Origin of the sequence: Aeromonas sp. Prich7-2 (assembly GCF_017939255.1) — a bacterium.
GTDB lineage: Bacteria > Pseudomonadota > Gammaproteobacteria > Enterobacterales > Aeromonadaceae > Aeromonas > Aeromonas caviae.
Genome location: NZ_JAGKRI010000213.1, coordinates 1 through 19,328, shown reverse-complemented (window position 1 = coordinate 19,328; position 19,328 = coordinate 1). Strand labels below are relative to the sequence as shown.

The 19,328-nt window shown below is 53.1% G+C and carries 12 protein-coding genes and 2 pseudogenes; 4 read left to right on the top strand and 10 right to left on the bottom strand.

The features are described 5' to 3' along the window. Positions 1-126: pseudogene (locus J9892_RS20770) on the top strand (ISAs1 family transposase); the annotation flags it as partial. 186 nt (positions 127-312) lie between these two features. Here J9892_RS20770 and J9892_RS20765 read toward each other — a convergent pair. Then, positions 313-891, bottom strand: a complete 579-nt coding sequence (locus J9892_RS20765; RefSeq protein WP_001020574.1) for a DJ-1/PfpI family protein — start codon at positions 889-891, stop codon at positions 313-315. 240 nt (positions 892-1,131) lie between these two features. Between J9892_RS20765 and J9892_RS20760 the strand changes: the two genes are divergently transcribed. The 3 genes and pseudogenes from J9892_RS20760 to J9892_RS20750 all read left to right on the top strand — a co-directional run. After that, on the top strand, positions 1,132-2,103 hold the full coding sequence (locus J9892_RS20760) for an integron integrase (protein ID WP_024941042.1): 972 nt from the start codon (positions 1,132-1,134) through the stop codon (positions 2,101-2,103). A gap of 296 nt (positions 2,104-2,399) precedes the next feature. Further along, positions 2,400-3,380 (top strand): IS5 family transposase, encoded by a 981-nt coding sequence (locus J9892_RS20755; RefSeq protein WP_210538861.1) that lies wholly within the window; start codon positions 2,400-2,402, stop codon positions 3,378-3,380. A 273-nt stretch (positions 3,381-3,653) separates the two neighbouring features. Then, positions 3,654-3,866: pseudogene (locus J9892_RS20750) on the top strand (JAB domain-containing protein); the annotation flags it as partial. A gap of 222 nt (positions 3,867-4,088) precedes the next feature. Here the strand turns inward: J9892_RS20750 and J9892_RS20745 are convergent. From J9892_RS20745 to J9892_RS20705, 9 genes are all read right to left on the bottom strand, one after another. Beyond that, positions 4,089-7,148, bottom strand: a complete 3,060-nt coding sequence (locus tag J9892_RS20745; protein WP_043129796.1) for a DEAD/DEAH box helicase — start codon at positions 7,146-7,148, stop codon at positions 4,089-4,091. Continuing rightward, positions 7,149-9,209 (bottom strand): EH signature domain-containing protein, encoded by a 2,061-nt coding sequence (locus J9892_RS20740; protein ID WP_043129793.1) that lies wholly within the window; start codon positions 9,207-9,209, stop codon positions 7,149-7,151. It lies immediately after the preceding gene. Then, entirely contained in the window at positions 9,206-9,973 is a 768-nt protein-coding gene (locus J9892_RS20735) for an OmpA family protein (RefSeq protein ID WP_024941047.1), read from the bottom strand. The genes J9892_RS20740 and J9892_RS20735 overlap by 4 nt, the downstream gene beginning before the upstream one ends. Further along, positions 9,973-12,033, bottom strand: coding sequence for an anti-phage ZorAB system protein ZorA (gene zorA, locus J9892_RS20730; RefSeq protein WP_043129789.1), 2,061 nt, complete (start codon positions 12,031-12,033; stop codon positions 9,973-9,975). Before zorA ends, J9892_RS20735 begins: the two co-directional genes overlap by 1 nt. Before the next feature lie 173 nt (positions 12,034-12,206). Beyond that, positions 12,207-12,920: a SprT family zinc-dependent metalloprotease gene (locus tag J9892_RS20725; RefSeq protein ID WP_103828955.1), complete on the bottom strand. Its 714-nt coding sequence runs from the start codon at positions 12,918-12,920 to the stop codon at positions 12,207-12,209. Beyond that, positions 12,920-16,051, bottom strand: coding sequence for an HsdR family type I site-specific deoxyribonuclease (locus J9892_RS20720; protein WP_171269280.1), 3,132 nt, complete (start codon positions 16,049-16,051; stop codon positions 12,920-12,922). The genes J9892_RS20725 and J9892_RS20720 overlap by 1 nt, the downstream gene beginning before the upstream one ends. A 74-nt stretch (positions 16,052-16,125) precedes the next feature. Then, entirely contained in the window at positions 16,126-17,190 is a 1,065-nt protein-coding gene (locus J9892_RS20715; protein ID WP_210538859.1) for a macro domain-containing protein, read from the bottom strand. Beyond that, complete coding sequence (locus J9892_RS20710) at positions 17,187-17,840, bottom strand: DUF4433 domain-containing protein (protein ID WP_210538857.1); 654 nt, start codon at positions 17,838-17,840, stop codon at positions 17,187-17,189. The genes J9892_RS20715 and J9892_RS20710 overlap by 4 nt, the downstream gene beginning before the upstream one ends. 277 nt (positions 17,841-18,117) lie before the next feature. Beyond that, positions 18,118-19,188, bottom strand: coding sequence for a restriction endonuclease subunit S (locus J9892_RS20705; protein ID WP_210538856.1), 1,071 nt, complete (start codon positions 19,186-19,188; stop codon positions 18,118-18,120). Positions 19,189-19,328: the final 140 nt, after the last annotated feature.

The window sequence follows — 19,328 nt, the reverse complement described above, 5'->3', positions numbered from 1 at the left end:
AGGCAGTGGATACTGAACATGCTGAAGCAAAACAAATCACGTAATCTAAGCATGGCCAACAAGCGCAGGCTCTGCTGTCTGAATGAACAATATTTGTTCGAATGTATGGGGTTGTTCAAAGTATAAACACTGATGCGTCAGCCCTGCGCCATTTACCAACGAAATCGTGCACCTAAACTCTCCGAAAAATATAAACGCCCGCCTAAGGGGCTGACAACGCATAACAACCAAACTCAAACACAGCAACCGTAACCACCGCGACTCATTGGGACTGGAAACGCCACGCGTTGACAGTCCCTCTTGAGGCGTTTGTTATGTGCATTTTTGCCAGTTGTACTCCATTTGATGAGCAACCAATTCAGCATGGCTTTGACTATGAAACTTTGATACCAAGAACAAACTCATATCAATGCCCGCAGATATACCACCCGACGTTGTGTACTTGCTTGCTGTTATCCAACGTTTATCTTCCACAACGACTAAGTCAGGAAACCGTTGTTTCAGCTCAGGAATATCCTCCCAGTGCGTCGTAACAGCAAGTCCTTTCAGCAAACCGGCATTAGCTAATATGAATGCTCCGGTACAAACTGATGCAATATGTTTAGCGTGCTTATCCACTGATGCAACCCAATGAAGTACATTGGACTTATTCATTTCGTTCCTATGGACACCGCCAACAACGATTAATAGGTCAATTTGAGGGTGATTCTGAAACGAATAGTCTGGTAAAACAGTAAAACCGCCTCTGGCTTTCACTGGTTCCAAGGTTTCTGAGACTAAAAATACATTCCAACTTCCTGCACCTAATCGTTTAGCTGTACTGAAAACTTCGAAAGGACCTGAAAAGTCGAGAACTTCGGCCTCATCGTAAATATAGATACCAATGTTCATTACTGCCTCCATGCACATAACAATTTATTGTACGGAATCTATCCGTGATTTTGGGGTGGATCGGGTCGTCATAGTCTGGTGTGAGACTATGTACCGGAAGCTTGAAAATCCCGGATAAAGCCCGCTTTGGCAATGTTTTTGTACCGCATAGATTATGCAAAAATGCGGAAAGTTTCTTCATAGTCAGCAATGGGACTTGCTCGTGTATATACTGTTTATATATACATGTGGAGGTGACTCATGCGCAAGCCTCATTCGCCGTTTTTGGCAAGCATCTATGAGCAGATGTTGATGCTGCGTTACGCGATGGCAACCGTTGAAGCCTATCTGCACTGGATCAAGGCATTTATCCGTTTTTCCCGGATGAAGCATCCGGTCGAGCTGGGTGAGGCGGAGGTTCAGCAATTTTTGTCCTATCTGGTCACCGAGCGCCATGTGGCTGTCAAGACTCAGGCCCAGGCGTTGAATGCGCTGGTCTTCTTGTATCGCACTGTCTTGTTACGGCCTCTGCAGCTCGAGATGAAATTTACGCGCAGCCAGCGCCCTCCCAAACTGCCAACTGTTTTGACGCAAAGTGAAGTCCGAGCCTTGTTGCTGGCTATGCCAGTTCATCTTCGTCTCTTGGCGCAACTGATGTATGGCAGCGGACTCAGGCTGATGGAGGTGATGCGCCTGCGGGTGCAGGATATCGACTTCAACTACCTCTGCCTGATGGTCTGGAATGGCAAAGGGGGCAAGCACAGGCGTGTGACTCTGGCCTCGGAACTCATTCCGGCCCTGCGGGAGCAAATTGCCTACGTCCAGCGCTTTTATATGACGGACTGCTTAAACGACGCGTATGCCGGGGTGGCCTTGCCGACGGCATTGGCGCGCAAGTATCCGGCCGCCAGCAAAGAGCTGGGTTGGCACTACCTGTTTCCGGCATCCCATCTGAGTCGCGATCCTGTCGATGGGGCCTTGCGTCGACATCATCTGGATCCAACCACCCTGCAAAAAGCGGTTCGTGCCACGGCGCGTCAGTTGCAGCTGGGAAAACCGGTCACCTGTCATACCTTGCGCCATTCCTTTGCCACCCATTTGCTGGCGCGGGGGGCGGATATTCGAACCGTGCAGGAGCAACTGGGCCATTCTGATGTTCGAACCACACAAATTTATACCCATGTGCTGCAAAACGGCGCCAATGGGGTACGTAGCCCTTTGTCTGATCTGTAATGGTTGGGGGGCGGGACGCTCGGTTTTTCAGAACGAGTGGCCTGACGCAGGCACGCTACCGCCCTTAGGTTACAGCTCCTAGAGGCTGACATCCGTTTCAGGTGGTGGCTTGTTACCCGGGCCATTTTCATCCTGATGGCCTGTTCTTTTCGTCAAACTATGCTACGGATTTCAGTTTCATATGGAAATAAATAATCGACGGGATTTGCAAAAATGTGCGATAGACAGGGAAGGTGCGAACAAGTTCCTGATATGAGATCATCATGTTCATCCGGAGCGCATCCCAGAGGGACATCATGAGCCATCAACTCACCTTCGCCGATAGTGAATTCAGCACTAAGCGCCGTCAGACCCGAAAAGAGATTTTCCTCTCCCGCATGGAGCAGATTCTGCCATGGCAGAATATGGTGGAAGTCATCGAGCCGTTTTATCCCAAGGCGGGCAATGGCCGACGGCCCTATCCGCTGGAAACCATGCTACGCATTCACTGCATGCAGCATTGGTACAACCTGAGCGATGGCGCGATGGAAGATGCTCTGTACGAAATCGCCTCCATGCGTCTGTTTGCCCAGTTATCCCTGGATAGCGCCTTGCCGGACCGCACCACCATCATGAATTTCCGCCACCTGCTGGAGCAGCATCAACTGGCCCGCCAATTGTTCAAGACCATCAATCGCTGGCTGGCCGAAGCAGGCGTCATGATGACTCAAGGCACCTTGGTCGATGCCACCATCATTGAGGCTCCCAGCTCGACCAAGAACAAAGAGCAGCAACGCGATCCGCAGATGCATCAGACCAAGAAAGGCAATCAGTGGCACTTTGGCATGAAGGCCCACATTGGTGTCGATGCCAAGAGTGGCCTGACCCACAGCCTAGTCACCACCGCGGCCAACGAGCATGACCTCAATCAGCTGGGTAATCTGCTGCATGGAGAGGAGCAATTTGTCTCAGCCGATGCCGGCTACCAAGGGGCGCCACAGCGCGAGGAGCTGGCCGAGGTGGATGTGGACTGGCTGATCGCCGAGCGCCCCAGCAAGGTAAGAACCTTGAAACAGCATCCACGCAAGAACAAAACGGCCATCAACATCGAATACATGAAAGCCAGCATCCGGGCCAAGGTGGAGCACCCGTTTCGCATCATCAAGCGACAGTTCGGCTTCGTGAAAGCCAGATACAAGGGGTTGCTGAAAAACGATAACCAACTGGCGATGTTATTCACCCTGGCCAACCTGTTTCGGGTGAACCAGATGATACGTCAGTGGGAGAGATCTCACTAAAAACTGGGAATAACGCCTTAAATGGCGAAGAAACGGTCTAAATAGGCTGATTCAAGGCATTTACGGGAGAAAAAATCGGCTCAAACATGAAGAAATGAAATGACTGAGTCAGCCGAGAAGAATTTCCCCGCTTATTCGCACCTTCCCTAAAATGAAAGAAGCCAATGCGGTCTTGTTGATGGATAAATTTATCTACTACCTGAAGCAACACCGCTTATATACCCGCACACTTGGAATTATTTGAGTCTCTAAAAATGAGGGGATCTCTGAGCCCGCGATGTGGTCAAGCGGGCACTGCACTACAATGCTGCCGCCCTGATATTGGTGCATAACCACCCGTCGGGATACCCGGAACCCAGCCGGGCAGATATCGAGATCACCCTGCGCCTACAGAATGCCCTGGCACTGGTGGATATCCGGATTTTGGATCATCTGGTCGTCGGTACTGAGGGTGTGGTGTCGCTGGCAGAACGAGGGAATTTGTAACTACCACGCCGGTCAGGGAGCACATGGAGGAAGGCATGGTCAGCAGTGAGCTCTACTACGACTTACCATCATTAGGAGTACACAGAAAATGGGAACCATAGGGAGTTGGGGATTACACACCCAAGTTCAACCACGTTTTGGCGCACGTGCAATTGTCGAACGAAACAGGGTCTCCCTATTTTTGGATCGCTGCGGCGTCTATGGCGATGGCCCACTCCATTACTACAGACCCATGGCACTTGTCATTTCTCTTTCGCTGACGGCTTCGGGGGTGACCACTGCATCTTTCAGCATCAGCTTGCCGCGCAACAGGCGATCCAGATGGACATCGAACGCATCAAATCGCGGGTGAGTCAGGGTCGGCAAGTGGATAAACACTGGTTTTTGCTGGCCGATGCGGTAGACCCGGTCTGAGGCCTGGGCCTCTTTGGCTGGGTTCCAGTGACGCTCCAAGTGGATCACATGGTTGGCACTGACCACGGTCAGACCGACCCCTGCAGCCACAGGGGACATGATTATCACATTGAAACCGGCTTGAGCCTCGAACTGGCTGATCAGCTTCTTGCGCGTCAGATCCTCGACTTTACTGGCCACCGCCTTGGTGTCGCCATTGATGATGGCGATATCCAGGCCGTAGATCTGATCCAGCCAGAGCTTGAGTACTCGCTGCAACCGCTTGGTCATCATAAACAGAATGACTTTTTCGTTCTGGCTACGGATCTGCTCCAGTAGCTGCAGAACAATGGTGAGCTTGCCGGATTCCTGCATGTACTGACGGGCCTGCTTGGCATCCTGACTGTAGAGCGCAGCTTCGTCATCCAGCCTTGGATGCAATGAGATGCTTCTGAGCCGGGAGAGTGCAGCCAGGGCCGCTCCTTGCATGTTTTCGTCACTAGCCCGGCGACTGCGATACTCATCGAGTACGGCATCATAGGCCTGCAACTGTAAGCCGCTCATGACGCGGCTCAATTCGGGGTGATAGCGTTGCAGCTGGCTATCTGCTTGCTGTACGCCACTACATATGGTCTTGCTGGGTAGTCCCTTGAGCTGCTCCTCTTTGACTCGGCGTAACATGAAGGTACCTACGGTGCGGCGTAATTGCTCGCCGATTTGGATACGGATCAGGTCGCGTTCTTGCTCTTCGGCATTCAGAATGGGTTTTATCCAGCTGTCCCGGTAGTGTTGCCAGCTACCGAGCAGCCCGGGTTGGGCGGTATCCAGCAAACACCAAAAATCTCCCAGGCTGTTCTCCACTGGGGTTCCGGTTGCCAGCAGCTTGAAGTCAGCCTTGAGGCCTTTGGCTGCACGGGTCTGTAAGGCATTGGGGTTCTTGATGTTTTGCGCTTCATCGAAGATCACCATACCCCAGTCGATGCGGCAGAGTGAAAACTGGTAGTCCCGCAAGGTTTGATAAGTGGTGAGTACTAGCCGTCTGTCCATGTCCAGCCGATGGATCCCGGCCTCTGGGCCTATGGCCAGGGCATAGCGGATGCTTTGTTCATCTAGCATGCCGCTTTCATCTGCCAGCGAGGCCAACTGTACCGACTCTCTTTCTGCACCTCGGATCCGAAACCTCCCTAGATCACGACCTGCTTGCAACACCACCTGGTCGCGAAACGGCACGCTGTTATAGGTCTTGGCGACCTCATCTTCCCAGTTCTCCAGCAGACTCAGTGGCGCCACCACCAGAATGGGCTTTTCTGCCTGGCCCAGGCTGCGTTGACGATGCAGGTATTCACCGATGGTCACCAAGGTCATATAGGTTTTGCCCAACCCCATGTCATCGGCCAGCAGGCCGCCTTGCAGTCGGTAGAGATCCTCGGGATCTTCATGCAAGGCCACATTCAGCAGTTTTAGCATCCATTCGATGCCTTCTTGCTGGTGAGAGAAGGGCGTGCGCGCATAGCGTGACCAGTCAGGTGAGGCTGGCAGGGTGGCGAAATTGGTCTTGTTCAACAAGGTGGTATGGATGGCATCCGCCTCCTTGAGAATGACGGCAACGCGCTCTTTGACTTTTTCTTCGTCTACTGGTGTCTCAAGTGTGACTGATTCATCTGCTGGTTCATCGTCGAGGCCAGAATGGCCGGCAAGACGTTGCTTGATGGCGGTAACTTGTTTTTCCACTACATCGACGTTGGTGATGTCGATCGTCTGTTCACCAAAAGTCAGAGTGCTGGCGCCTTGGGCTCGTGCCGCTTGCAATAGATCTTCAAAACGTTGCAATTCCTCAGGCGACTGAATAAGTCCGCTGAGTACCTCCGGGGGTGATGGACGGGAGTCAAGAGCAAACCAATTGTTTTGGTTGGTATCCAGCCCGCCAAAGTCCATGTACTGTAGTCGGCCTACACCTGCGACCCTAATGGAGAAACCAACCTCGAGATTAACCAAGGCGGCATCCAAAAAAGCGGTAGGGGTGGCAATAAACTCATTGACCTTGTCGGCAGGAATGCGTGTATTGGCCAGTACGTTGCGGATCCCGGCCAACCGGGGTTCGTCCAGCAGTACTACGCGATTATCTATTCGCAACACGCCGCCATTAGCGCTCATATCTATCTGCGCCCATCGCTTCTGCAATTGATCTGGCGTGGATCCCTCTCCCAGACAGGGGCAAAGCTGCAGGCTACCATCCGGCATGCGGGTGGCTATGATACCTATGTTGTCCGGCACCACTACGTCAAGGCGCTCAAAATGACTAAGGTCGATGCGCATACCACTTCGTGCCGCCGTTTGCAGCTCGGCCATCAGTCGCAGGTTAGCGGTTTCGCCTCGCAGCTCGGCTGTCAGGGTCTCGTGTTGCTCCCAAGCCATCAGTCCCATTAATTCTGCTGGCGTCAGCCAATAGCATTCTTGGCTACCCAAGTACAGAAAGGGCCCTTTGCGGGTAAAGGGGGTTTCCCCTTCAGGCATACTGGCGGTAATGGCTACCCGAAAGCCGCTGTTACCGGTTCGGCCGTGAATCGTGGAGACAAATTGCCCGGGGAAGCGGGGCGGCAGGTCCAGGATCTCGGCTTGTTCGCCATCCATACCAGTGATGTCTTCTGCCTCAATATGAAAACCATTAGCAGTGGTCTCGGCCACACCCTGCTCGGCCAACATGTTGAGGCAGATGAGTTGCACCTTTTGCCGGGTGTTCCCCTGTCCTACTTGCAGTGATTTGAGCTCACTTGCTGGCAGGAAAAAATTCAACCCGCTGGAGTCAGGTTGGCTGTGAAAACCTAACTGGTTGTTGATGGCGCTGTCCGTGTCGCCAATAAAAGATCGCAAGAATTCGACTAAGCGCATTTAGTGGCCTTTATGATGCTCTTCATAAGCGGTTAATTCCGCGGCTGCTACGGATGTGAGGTGCCAGCCATATTGGCTGTTTTGCCAGCAGAGCGTACCAAGGGGCCCATAAAGCTGTTGATTGATCTCTTGAACTGTCATGCCCAAGACGTTGGCGCCATGACGAGCTCTGTCACCGGCATTGCTGGCAAAATATTGCAGTACCTTAAGCTCTAGCGGTTTGAGCTGGCTAACCCGGGGGCAGAGTTCGGAGAGCGAAGGCTCCGCAACAGTGTTAGCGCTGGTTATTTCATCCGAATGGGGTGTTGCTGGAGTGGGTTTGTTCTTGTATTTGAACCTGCCATTCAGCTTTGAAAGCTGCTCAGCTGATAACTTGTTCACTGCACGTGACGCATTCGCTGGGAGCTGCTGGGGTTCTTCATAAAGCTTGGCCTGATGGGATGCCTCCCTGACTTGATCTACTGGTGATGGACTGAGACTAGTTAGAGCTGACTGGTGAGTTATCGTGTCGACAAATGACTTGGCTGTCGGCTGGCTGGGAGTTGGCACCGGTGTCCGTTTGGGATTGACTGCAGGGATGCCAAAGCGGCGAAGCTGGTATTGGTAGTCCTGGCGGCTCAGTAGTTGCTCCATATCCAGACCGATGCCGTTGTCTGCCAAGAAGGTGAAGACCTTGTGCTGCCAAGTGTGTGGTGTGTGGACGATGCTGGCGAGAGGAAGATTGCCATATCGTTTTTGGTAGCCAGCAGGAATGGTGGATGTCAGTGCGGCGTGGCTGAATATCCGTTTCTCATAAGTGGTCAGTATGTCACTTGGGGGCGCCAAATAGACCCAAATTTTGAAACTGTGGGAACCTTCAATCAGGTAGAAATCGCCACAGTCCAGATAGATCACCGCTTTATCGCTCATAGCCCCATCCATGGGAGCGAAGCTGGTTTTTACTTCCTTACCCAAAATCCCTTTAACGATTTGCTGGGCCCGGTTACCGAGTAGCAGACGGGTATTACGGATCAGTTTGAGTTTGAACAAGCCCTCCAGAAACAGCTTTCTGGCGGGAAACATCCGCTGTAATTCGTCGTTATGACTCTGGATCCCATATTGCTCAACGGCCTGCAAAAAGAGGCGAAGATCCTCTTTGGATAGCCAGCCTCTGACCTTTTGAATCCGTGCCTCGCCCAGTGGTTGCCACCATTGACGGTAATTTGTGGCGGCGCTGGATATGCGGGGATCGCCTGCCAGGTTGAGGATGAAGGTTTGCCAGGCATCGCTGGGCTCCTGGCCTGTACGGTCGATCAGGATCTCCAGCGCGGCATGGCCGATACAGCGGTCCCCCTCAAAGGGAGCCTTGCTGACCGAGGGTTTAAGTAGCTCATCCATCACAGGTGACCATTCGTCCAGTGACAAAGTGCGCAAGGTCTCGAGATAGAAGTGAGCCCGACAGATATCGCCATAGCGGCCATCATCTAGGCCTTGCAGGCCTAGTTCGCTAAATGTCGCACCAAGCTCGCGTCCTGCTTGTAGCGTCTGTTCGGCGAGCTGACGTGGGCCGTTCAGTCCAAGGAGTTTGTGCCCTTCTTGTTTTAGGCTAATGAGCGGGTTCGGCCGCAGGGTGGCAATACGAGGTTCTGGCAGTTGCTCCAGTTGTGACAGCAGTGCCTGTTCCAGCAGAGCACGAAAGCCATCATGTTGGTCTAGCAAGTCGAATTGGCGAAAGTAGAGCTGTACCAGTTGCTGAAGTGTTATTCGAGTCAGCCTGGGTTGTTGGGCATGCAACAGCGCGGAGAGGAGTTGGGGGCTGAGCAGCCGTTCGGCATACTGGTCGCCACTAAGCCAAAACCAACTGAGTGCACGAGCAGTGAGTCGGCGCTTCAGCAATCCAGGTAATGCCTCAAACCGGCCTGATATGGCCATGTTGCGCAGCAAGGTCAGCATCTGGCTGAAGGCGTCGTTGTGCCCTGCTGTCCCTTCCATCCTGGAAGCCTTCGTCTGGAGTTCGGTCCAGGCGTTTACCGTGGGTAGGCCCCAAGAGGTTGCCATGGATTTGGCCTCGGGCAACTTCATTGCTGAAGTTCCTCCTGCAGCCGTTCCTTCACTTGTTCGTACTGTGCGCTGTCTGGTCTGCGGATGGTAAAACGAATGTCGATGCGACGATTACGCTTAAAATCTGTCTCCGTCACTTGATTAGACACCGCTGGCCGTGTTTCTCCATAGCCACTGACCGAAAAGAGGGGATGGCCATCTCTATTTTTCAGCCGGGATAGTTGTTCATCACCGATGAGTGATTTTTCCCAAAACTGCCAGAGGGAAATGGCGCGGAAGGTTGACAGCCCCCAGTTACCCTTGCCCATAAAGCCCTGCAGGGGACGGTTGTCGGTATGTCCTTCGATGAAGATGGTATCTAGGAACTCCACTCGATTGTCACGAGAGATTACCATGTTAAGCACTTCGCCTATTTCCCTGGCCCGAGATTGATAGGTCGGACTTATATCAAAGGCGCCAGTTTCAAAGCCGAGCAGTTCGTTGGGAATGCTCAAGACGGTGTGATTCTGGCTGACCTCTACCTTGATGCCGCGCTTGCGCAGGGTCTCTACTGCTTCGTCAAGAATTGTGCGGCGTACTTGCTCGGCTTGTTTTAGCGCGACAATCTCTTCTTCAAACTTGGCTTGTTTATGCTCCAGCTCTTTTTGGATCTCCATCAGCTGCAGGATCAGGATCACCGAGGCCATAATAAAGATGACGAGCAGGGCGGACATGATGTCGGAAAAGGACATCCAGTAGGGATTTTCTTCGTCAACGTTGGTGGTTTGAGCTTTACGAAATTGCATCAGCGTTGCTCCAGCTCATCCAGCACACTGCTCATGGCTTCGGCCGTGTGATACATCTTGGTGGCATATTCCAGAGAAACCTTGTTCCACTGATCCATACGCTCATGAACCTGGGTGCTGACTTCGCTGGCGTATTTTTGCAGCCACTGTTCAGCCTGTTTTTCGATGGCTTCAACTTGGGAACGCAACGTCTCGCCTAAGGCATTGAATTCGGTTCTCACCCCTGTCAGGAATTGTTGCTGCGTTTGCTTCATCTCAACAAAGCCATGGCGAGCCTCACTGGCAGCCTGTTCGAAACGTTCTGCTCCCATCAGCAAGCCATCTTGCAATCTGGCCAGCATTTCGGCTTGTTGCTTGAGTTGATCAGTAAGTGCAGCATTTTGGCTACCGGCTTGCTCAATTTGTTGTGTCACTTGTTCCAAGCGCTGCCCCAGTAGATCGGCGGCAGAACGGACATTGGTGGAGAGCAGGCCTAGCTGATTGGCACTGCTGTCCATATGCTTGCTGCTCTGGGCTGCGGAATCGGTCACTTGCTGCAAGCGAGTCAGCAATTGCTGGTGCTGTTCCGCCATTTGGCGGCTTTGTTGTTGACCGGCTTGCACTGAGTCGGCTAAGGCGGTCAACAACGCTTGCTGCTGTTGTGTTACGTCAGTCAGCTGCTGTTGGAATTTATCCTGACGAATCTGTTCGCGAACATCCGCCTGAGCACCTTGTTGACTTAAGTTATCCAGCAGTTTGCCAACGGCATCCTGCAATGTGTTCTGTTGTTGCTGTACGGCCGAGGTCATAGCCTCGATTTGCTGTTGGCTCGCGGTGCCCAGACTGCCCAGCATTTTTTGTTGCTGCTCCAGTAACGTGGTTTGCTGTTGCTCATGTTGCTGGGCCAAGTCACCCATCATCTTACCAAATCGACTCTCCAACTGGCCTTGTCGTTCGTCTGCCGAATTGGCCAGTTGTTGCAACTGCTCCTGGAAACGTTTGGACTGCTCATCCTGAGCATCCAGGCTGCTAGTCTGTTGAGAGCTTAATTTACTAAACAGCTGTTCAAGACGTTCGCCCATGCTGCTGACGGCGATATTGACATCCGCGGCCACTTTTTCGAGCTGTTCACCCTGTACTCTGCCTGCCGAGCTCATACCCTCCATAAAGCTGCTTACCAGGTTTTCCATCACCTGGCTTGATTGTTGATTAGTGGAATGAACTAGGGTTTGGATGGCCGGCCCCATGATATTATTAAGTGTGTCAGTGAGGGCATTTTGCATAGCTTCGCTCATGCCATTGATGCTTTCTTGCAGTCGGTCTCCGATCCGCTCGTGCAGCTCCTGCAGTGCTTCTTTACTTTCTTTGCTGTACTCGGCGATATGCACCAGAGATTGTTCCGCAGGGAGTCTTGGATAGAGGAAATCAATCCTGTTTTGCAGGTCTTGGATATCGTTCAGCGCTTTGCGTTCAAACAGCTTTTCACACAGATTGAGCAGGAGACTGAAAGCAACCCCCCAGACCGAGGTCATAAATGCAACTGCTGCGCCAGAGATGAGCTTATTGATACCACTCTTGAGGGTCTCGATTTCTGCCGTATTGCCCACTAGCCCCTCTAGACCAATGGTTAATCCAACAAAGGTTCCGAGCACCCCGATCGCCACTAAAAAGCTGGGGGTCGCTGCTAGTAAACGGCTGGCGGTTAGGCCCGTTGCCAAGGTTTTTGCATTGAAAAAATGCTCCGCGTCAATGCTGTTGAAAAGTTGTTTCTTGTCAGAAGATAAGACAAGGCTTTCATCAAATTCCTGCCAGAGATGACCAATATTGTTGGCATTCAGCTTTTGAGCCCTCTGAAGTATTTCACGGCGAGAGTAAGCCAATGTTTCTCTACTTTGCCCATCCAACAAAGATCTCAATGCTTTGTTTCTTTCAATGAAATTGAGGTAGTGCTTAATCAAAAAAAACAGGGATAGTAAAAAGATGAAGCATGTGAATGACCAGAACCACGCACTGATCCCATTGGTAGTGCCATTCAGCATCTGGCTAAAGTCAGGCCATAGGTGTTTAAGTAAATCCCACATGTCTAATCCCAAATGTTCAACTGATTCTTGAAAAAAACCGGCAGTCTTTAACCTAGTGTTTTGACCAGGTCGAGATAACGAATGAACAAAAACAAAGTAATCCGCTCAACAGATGAGCCGCGTCAATCTGGTTTTGCCGGCACCATACCACAAACTTACCTAACTACTTTTCCCTAATACCCCCACCGGTTAAACGCCAGCGGCATCTTGTTGAGCTTCTCGCGATGCTCGCGCCAGTTGGGCAGATGGGTATCCATCAGTGTGATAAATCGCTGGTTATGTTTGCGTTCTAACAGATGCACCAGTTCATGAACCACAATAAATTCCAGGCATTCAGGGGGCTTCTTGACTAGTTCGAGGTTAATCCAGATGCGGGCCGTATCCGTTTTGCAGCTCCCCCACATGGTCTTCATCCGTTTGATACCGACAAACGAAGGGGTGACGTTGAGCAAGGCCTGCCACTTGGCAATCAATATCGGCAACCGCTGGCGCAGCAATTGGCGATACCAGCCCAGTAGCAAGGCTTCTCGCTTCGCGGCGTCATAATGAGCGGGAACCCGCATCCGGATCCACCCCCCTTGTAGCTTGACGCTGTGCGCACCCTCAACCAGGATCACCTCCAATCGATAGCCCCGTCCCCAAAGGTAGTGCGTCTCGCCACTGCACATCTGGCGCTCGCTCTGACGTGGCTGCGCCTGAAAGTGGGCCTGTTGTTGGCGGATCCAGGGCAAGCGTCTGACCACTGCCATTCTGATGGCCGTCTCCGACAGCGACGCCGGGGCCGAGACGCGCACGCGACCATCAGGGGGCAGCACATTGATGTGCAGGTTCTTGATCCCCTTATGCTGCAACTCCAGCGTGAGCTCACCAATGGTGATCAGGGGCATCAGTGGTACTCCTGCTGCGCTTTCACCAGCTCCATCACCTCGGCAACGGTCACATCGTATCCCTTGGTTTCTTCGGCAATGGCAAACGCGATCTCCCGCTCCTTGAAGCGATCGCCATACCAATCGGCCTTCTTGGTATAACGCACGGCGGTATCAATTCTGGCCACCAGCAGCTCATCCTTGCCCAGATTGTCATAGAGTGCCCGTTTGGCTGCCGTGTCTATGCTCTCTGGGTAGGCGCTCTGGCTATGGCTCTGTGGATATTTCACCTGCTTGGCCAGCTCGCGGACCTTTTCCAGATACTCCTGATAGGAGATGGCCTGCTGGCGGCGCAGATCGATCAGCTCATCGAGCAGCACCGACATCCTCTCGTAGTATTTGGGGTTGACCGGGTTCTCATCGACGATGGTCCGGCGCACGTTGTTTTCAATCGCCTCGGCCATCGACTCCTGATTGTCGCGCATCTCCTTGGGCAACCCATCCAGCGCCTCGGGGCCGCGCTGGATAATGAGCTCCAGCAGCCCCAGCTCCTCAAAGTCCATCAGCGTCTCGCTGGGGTCGGCATCCACCCACAGATCCAGCATCTGGCGCATGCCCGGCTCGAACTGCTTCATATCCACCAGATCACCACTGGCCAGCTTGATCTCATCCCGGACCTTGGCGAAGTGTTCGACCTCCTGCTTGATCGAGGCGGCCTGCGAGGCGCTGTAACCCGCCTCCTCCAGCTCACCCGCCAGATTGGTAAAGGCGCGGATCAACTTGGCCACCAACTGATAGAGGGTCAGCCGCAATGCCTCTTTCTCGCTCAACGTCTCTTCATCGGCTCCCGGCTCACAACAGAAATAATGCTGATAATCGAGTTGCGACTTGGGCGCCTTCACCGGCTCACACAAGGCACGGACGGCTTCCAGAGCGTTATCCAGATCCTCTTTGGCCTGGGCCAGTCGATCCTTGAGCAGCCCGGCCACATCCTCCTTGTCATAACCCGCGAAGGCCTCGGCCGTATAGTCGTTGACCGTCTTCTCCAGCGACTTGAACAGGTCTTTGTAATCGATGATGTAGCCGTACTCCTTGTCGTCACCATCCAGCCGATTCACCCGACAGATGGCTTGGAACAGGTTGTGATCAGCCATCTTCTTGTCGATATAGAGGTAGGTGGCAGAGGGGGCATCAAAACCGGTCAGCAGCTTATCCACGACGATGAGTAGCCGCATCTGGCCCGGCTCTTTGATAAAACGCTGCTTGACCAGTTTTTCAAACTCTTCAACCCGCTTAGCCGCCTCATCCTCCGGCTGCTCGAAATAGTCGGCCAGCATCTTGCGATAGATGTTGTACTTGGCCAGCTTCTCCGTCAGCCCCTCGCCCGTCTCCTCGCCCTTGATCTCGCTGGCATTGGGTTGGTAACTGGTGACGATGGCGCACTTGCCAGCAAAACCGGCCTGGCTGAACATCTCGTAACTTTTGCAGGCTTGATAGACGCTGGCGCAGACCAGCATGGCATTGCCACGACCATCGGCCAGCCGGGGCTTGCGCTCGAAGTCGAGCAGAATATCGGCCACTATCTGCTCCAGCCGCGAACGACTGGAGAGCAGCTTCTGCATTGAGGCCCACTTCTGTTTAAGCTGCTGCTTGCCCAGCCGCGAGAGATCCTTGGTCTTGGTATCGAACCACTCATCCACTTTTTTCTGGGATTTGACCCGCTGATCGATATCCCGCGCCTCGTAGCGCAGATCCAGCACCACGCCATCACTCACCGCCTCGTTGAACTTGTAGGTGTGAATGTAGGGGCCAAAGACCTCGATGGACTTTTTTTTGTCCTGCTTCATCAGCGGTGTGCCGGTAAAACCGATAAACAGCGCCTCTGGCAACAGGCTCTTCATAGCCCCATGCAGCTTGCCGGACTGAGTGCGGTGGCACTCATCGACAAACACAAACAGCTGGCCCTTGGGGCTGAAGTCCGAGGGCAAGCTGCGGCGCATATCGGCAATAAAGTCATCCGAGCTGCCATCATCTTCGTCATCCGACTCGCCTTCTGGCGTGCGACCGAACTTATGCACTAGGGAGCAGATCAGCCAGGGATTATGGGCATGCAAACGGGTCACCAGATCGGCACCGCTTTTGGTGCGCAGGATCTCCTCCTCCACCCCGCTGAATACCTTCTCAATCTGCTCATCGAGTTCAGTGCGGTCGGTGATGATGAGCACCCGGCTGTCGGTCACATTTTCGCGGATCCACTTGGCCAGCCAGACCATGGTCAGGCTCTTGCCGCTGCCTTGGGTGTGCCAGATGATGCCGCCATCCCGGCGGCGGATATATGCCTTGGCGGCACGGATGCCGAAATACTGGTTATGGCGGCAGGTTTTCTTGGTGCCCGCATCAAACACGATAAAGTCGTGGATCAGCTCCAGAAAGCGCGCCTTACTGCACAACTGTGCCAGATGCTGGTCCAGCAGATTGGCACTCGGCAGATCGACATGGTCGGAATGGATTGGATCGGCTGGCTCTTTCCACTCCAGATAGTATTTCTCGTGGGTTTCGATAGTGCCGTAGCGCACCCCTTGGGTGTCGTTGCCCGCCATCACCAGCTGCATGGTGGTGAAGAAGTTACGGATAAAATCCTTCTTCTGGTTATCCAGGTTCTGGTGGATACCTTCGGAGACAGAGACGGTAGATCGCTTGAGTTCAATGACGCCAAGGGCAATGCCGTTGACATAGAGCACCAGATCCGGCCGTTTCTTATGCTCGCCTTTGACCGTGACCTCTTCGGCAATGGCAAAGTCGTTGGCCTGCGGATTAGTCCAGTCAACAAGCCAGACGGTCTGGTTTTGCTCGCCTGCCCCTACTTTTTCCTTCACGCCATAACGCAGCAGGCGATAGACCTCCTTGTTGGCGTCATAGAGGATGCGCCCTTCGCCCAGGCTCGCCGCCCGATCCAGTTGCCTGAGAACCTTGGGGATCAGCGCCGCGTCCACTCCTCGCCCCACCAGCCAAGCGGTCAGCAGTTCCGGCTCGACATTACGGTTGTTCTCCCGTGTATGCCAATCCCCCAGATAGCGATAGCCCAGCTCCGCTTGAAATAACTTGATGACGCGGTTCTGGGTTGCCCGCTCCCGTTGGCCGACTGAAATCATGCTCTCTATCCCTGTTATTCTCTCAAGCCGCCGCGACAACCGCGCAGCCGCTCTTATTTGTTACACCCACTTCGTTACACCAATCCCTGCTGCAAACGGGTCAAGGCGATCTGCAGACTGCGATCGTCAAACAGCCGCGCCTTGCGCTCACCCCACGGGGTTCCCGCTGGCCAGCGATGCAACCCCTCTCGCAGCGCGCTCACCGTCGGCGCACAGCCCTCTTCGGCTATCAACCAATCGACCGTGGCCAATAACTCCATGCCATAGGGCGACTCAAAACCATCGATTAACGCGGTCGTCTGCTCCAGTATCGGTAAAAATGCTTTGGCCTCGGTCTGGAGATAAACGGCAAGCTCTTGTTTTTTGGCCTCATTAAACCAGATGACATCAAACGGCTTGCTATCCGGAATGCGCTTGTCGGACTGCAGATAACTGCCGTCCATCGCATTGAGCAGATGAGTCAGATTGTTGGCATAAGGGCCATAACGATGGGCCTTAAACTGCAACTGCAGCGGATCCCCCAGCGGGTTGCGGCCAATGACCCGCGCCAGAAACCAGGCCAGCTTCTGGATCTCCAGCAAGCTGCACTCCATCCCTAAAAACCAGTAGCGACGTACCAGTTCAGCAATCAGGGCCCGAGCCGGAGTCAGCTCCGCCACCCCGCCGCGCTTGGCCACATTTTGGTATTGGCTACTGGGCTCATAGAGCAGGATATCGATATCCAGATCGCCCAGTGCCGTTTCAATCGCCTGTTTGACCTCTGGCCAAGGCAGACCACCGTTGCCAGCCCCCAGCGGCGGAATGGCAATCGAAGAGACCTGCTGCGCCTGTAACCAGGCCCGCAGATCCTGCAAACCGCCCTGGATCCACGCCATCTGTGCCGGATTGCGCCAGTGCTGTTTGGTCGGAAAATTCACGATCCAGCGCGGCCCCAGCAGCTCACCCGTCTGGGTAATAAACATCTTGCCGGTGACGACATCACCCTGTTTGCACGCCTCGGCATAGGCGCGCATATTGGCCGGGAACCGCTCTTTGAACATCAAGGCAATCCCCTTGCCCATGACACCGACGGTGTTGACGGTATTCACCAGTGCTTCCACCGGAGCATCCAGCAGGTTGCCTGTTGTATATCGAATCATCTGAAATACCACCCATCACGGACATAGACGGGGCGCGAGACCCCGACCCGATTCATGCATTGTTCCACGCGGTTCTTTATCTCTTCGTTGTAACACACCACACCCAGCAACGCCTCGATGGGGCAATGTTGATGGATCAAGGCCTCGGCCTGATAGCGCTCCAGCTTGCTCAAATCTTCCGCATCACGCTTGAAATCACGGCGCTGCAACAGTGGCCAGTCAATCCGCCCCAGATCGCCAAGATCGGCATAGAAATTGGCCCACTGGTAATAGGCATGGCTATCGGTAAACACAAACGGTAGCCCCAGTTCAGCCATGCGATGCAGGCTGGAAACCAGGATCAGGATTTCATCATTTTCACGCCGGGGAACACCGCGCCCGGAGTGAATATTGCTGAGCATGGGAGAAAACGGCGTGAAGTAGAAGGGCACATAGTCATTCAACACGCCGTAAGGCACCAGCGGCACCGGATGGCGCGCACGCTTGGCAATCAGCTCCGGCAACCCGATATGCACCCAGTGCGGGTTTTGCTGCTGACCATTCCCCGCCCACAGACCATGGGTCAGGATCCATTCCAGGTTATCCCGATGCACGATCCGGAATATCAGCGCCTTCTGCGGATTCAGGCTCTGGCTATAGTCATAGGCCATGGGTGGCTAGCTCCTGCGATACCCAGCGCTTGATAAACACGCCAACGATGACCCCACCCGCTTTTCGTATGCGGGTGGCCGCTGTGCACGCCATCAAACAACTCACAATAAAAGTATCTCTTTCTTTTCAGATAGATAAACATCTATCGCGCCAATTAACAACCGCCCCAGTCACGCAACAGTCAAGCAACGGTCAAGCAAATCCGGCGCAGGGTGGCTCGGTGGCCAGGCTCGCGGCAGAGGCGGTCATCTGGCTGGGCTTCACTTATGTCCCCGTCTATGCCCCCGCCGCCAGTGGCAGGCGAATTTTGCCGGTCAGCAGTTGCTGCATCATGCCTTGTTTGAGGGCACGGGCCTTGTCCAGCTTTTGGGTCAATGCCTGCTGCTCGTTATCCATATCGGATAAAATAGTGGCGATGGCGGTTTGCTCTTCTATTTCAGGAAGAACTACTTTGAACGCGGCTAAAGGAGAACGAACTATCTGAGGCTGACCGGAACCAGTGACACAGACCGTAAGGTCTTGGTGCGAAAGCATGTAATAGGTAAAGTTTTTGTCCAAATTTTTGTTTTTATCAACATCAACAACCATCGCATTACCTGTAATCCAAGATTTAGCTACAGTGTAATTAACTGTTCCGCAGGTTGAACCGCGACATGTCACTATTACTTGAGATGCTTCATGATTATATTTTTCATAAAACCCAATTAATCCATTGGCTCCGTATACCGGATAACCTGATTCTTTTAGTTGACTACCGGAAATTGTCACTGGCTGATATAAACCACAAATATCTCCTAGTGACACAACCTCCCAATCCTCCGGAATGTCTCCCAGCTCGCTCGGTTTATAGCCTTTGGGGGTACCATCGGGACGCAGGGCGAAGGCGGGCAGGCGGGTGCGGCCGGTCAGCAGTTGCTGCATGGTGCCGCTCTTGATGGCCTGCTTCTTGGCGATCAGCTGCTCCAACGCATCGATCAGCGCATCGCTATCCGACAGCACATTGGCAATGGCGGTTTGTTCAAGGTTACTATTAGGTATCATTATTCTAAAACCAGACAGATCTCTGTTGGTAATCTGGTTTATGGTTGCGCCCATTGTTTCATTGATTTGCAATTGAATAACATCTGATTGAAATTGATAAAAAACAAAACCAGATGCTTCAGTTCGATACACAGACATAAATGCACCGAATGCGAAGCCTTGTGCGTCTTTATCTATCAACGCGCACTTTCCAATAAGCTGCCGACTACCATTTCGGACACATATAAGTATATCGCCCTCTTTTACCATGACTCTGTCCGGCAACTCCATTTTAACAAATACAGAGTCTTCATATGCCAGTCTCATGTACAGAACCTTAAGCGGCAAGCGAATTAATAATACCGTCTAACGTGTTGTTTTGCTTGGATTTTCTCTGCCTACTCTTTTTGCCGTTTTTGGATAAATACACCATTGCCCACTCCAACTTCTCTGTTATTTCCTGCCAC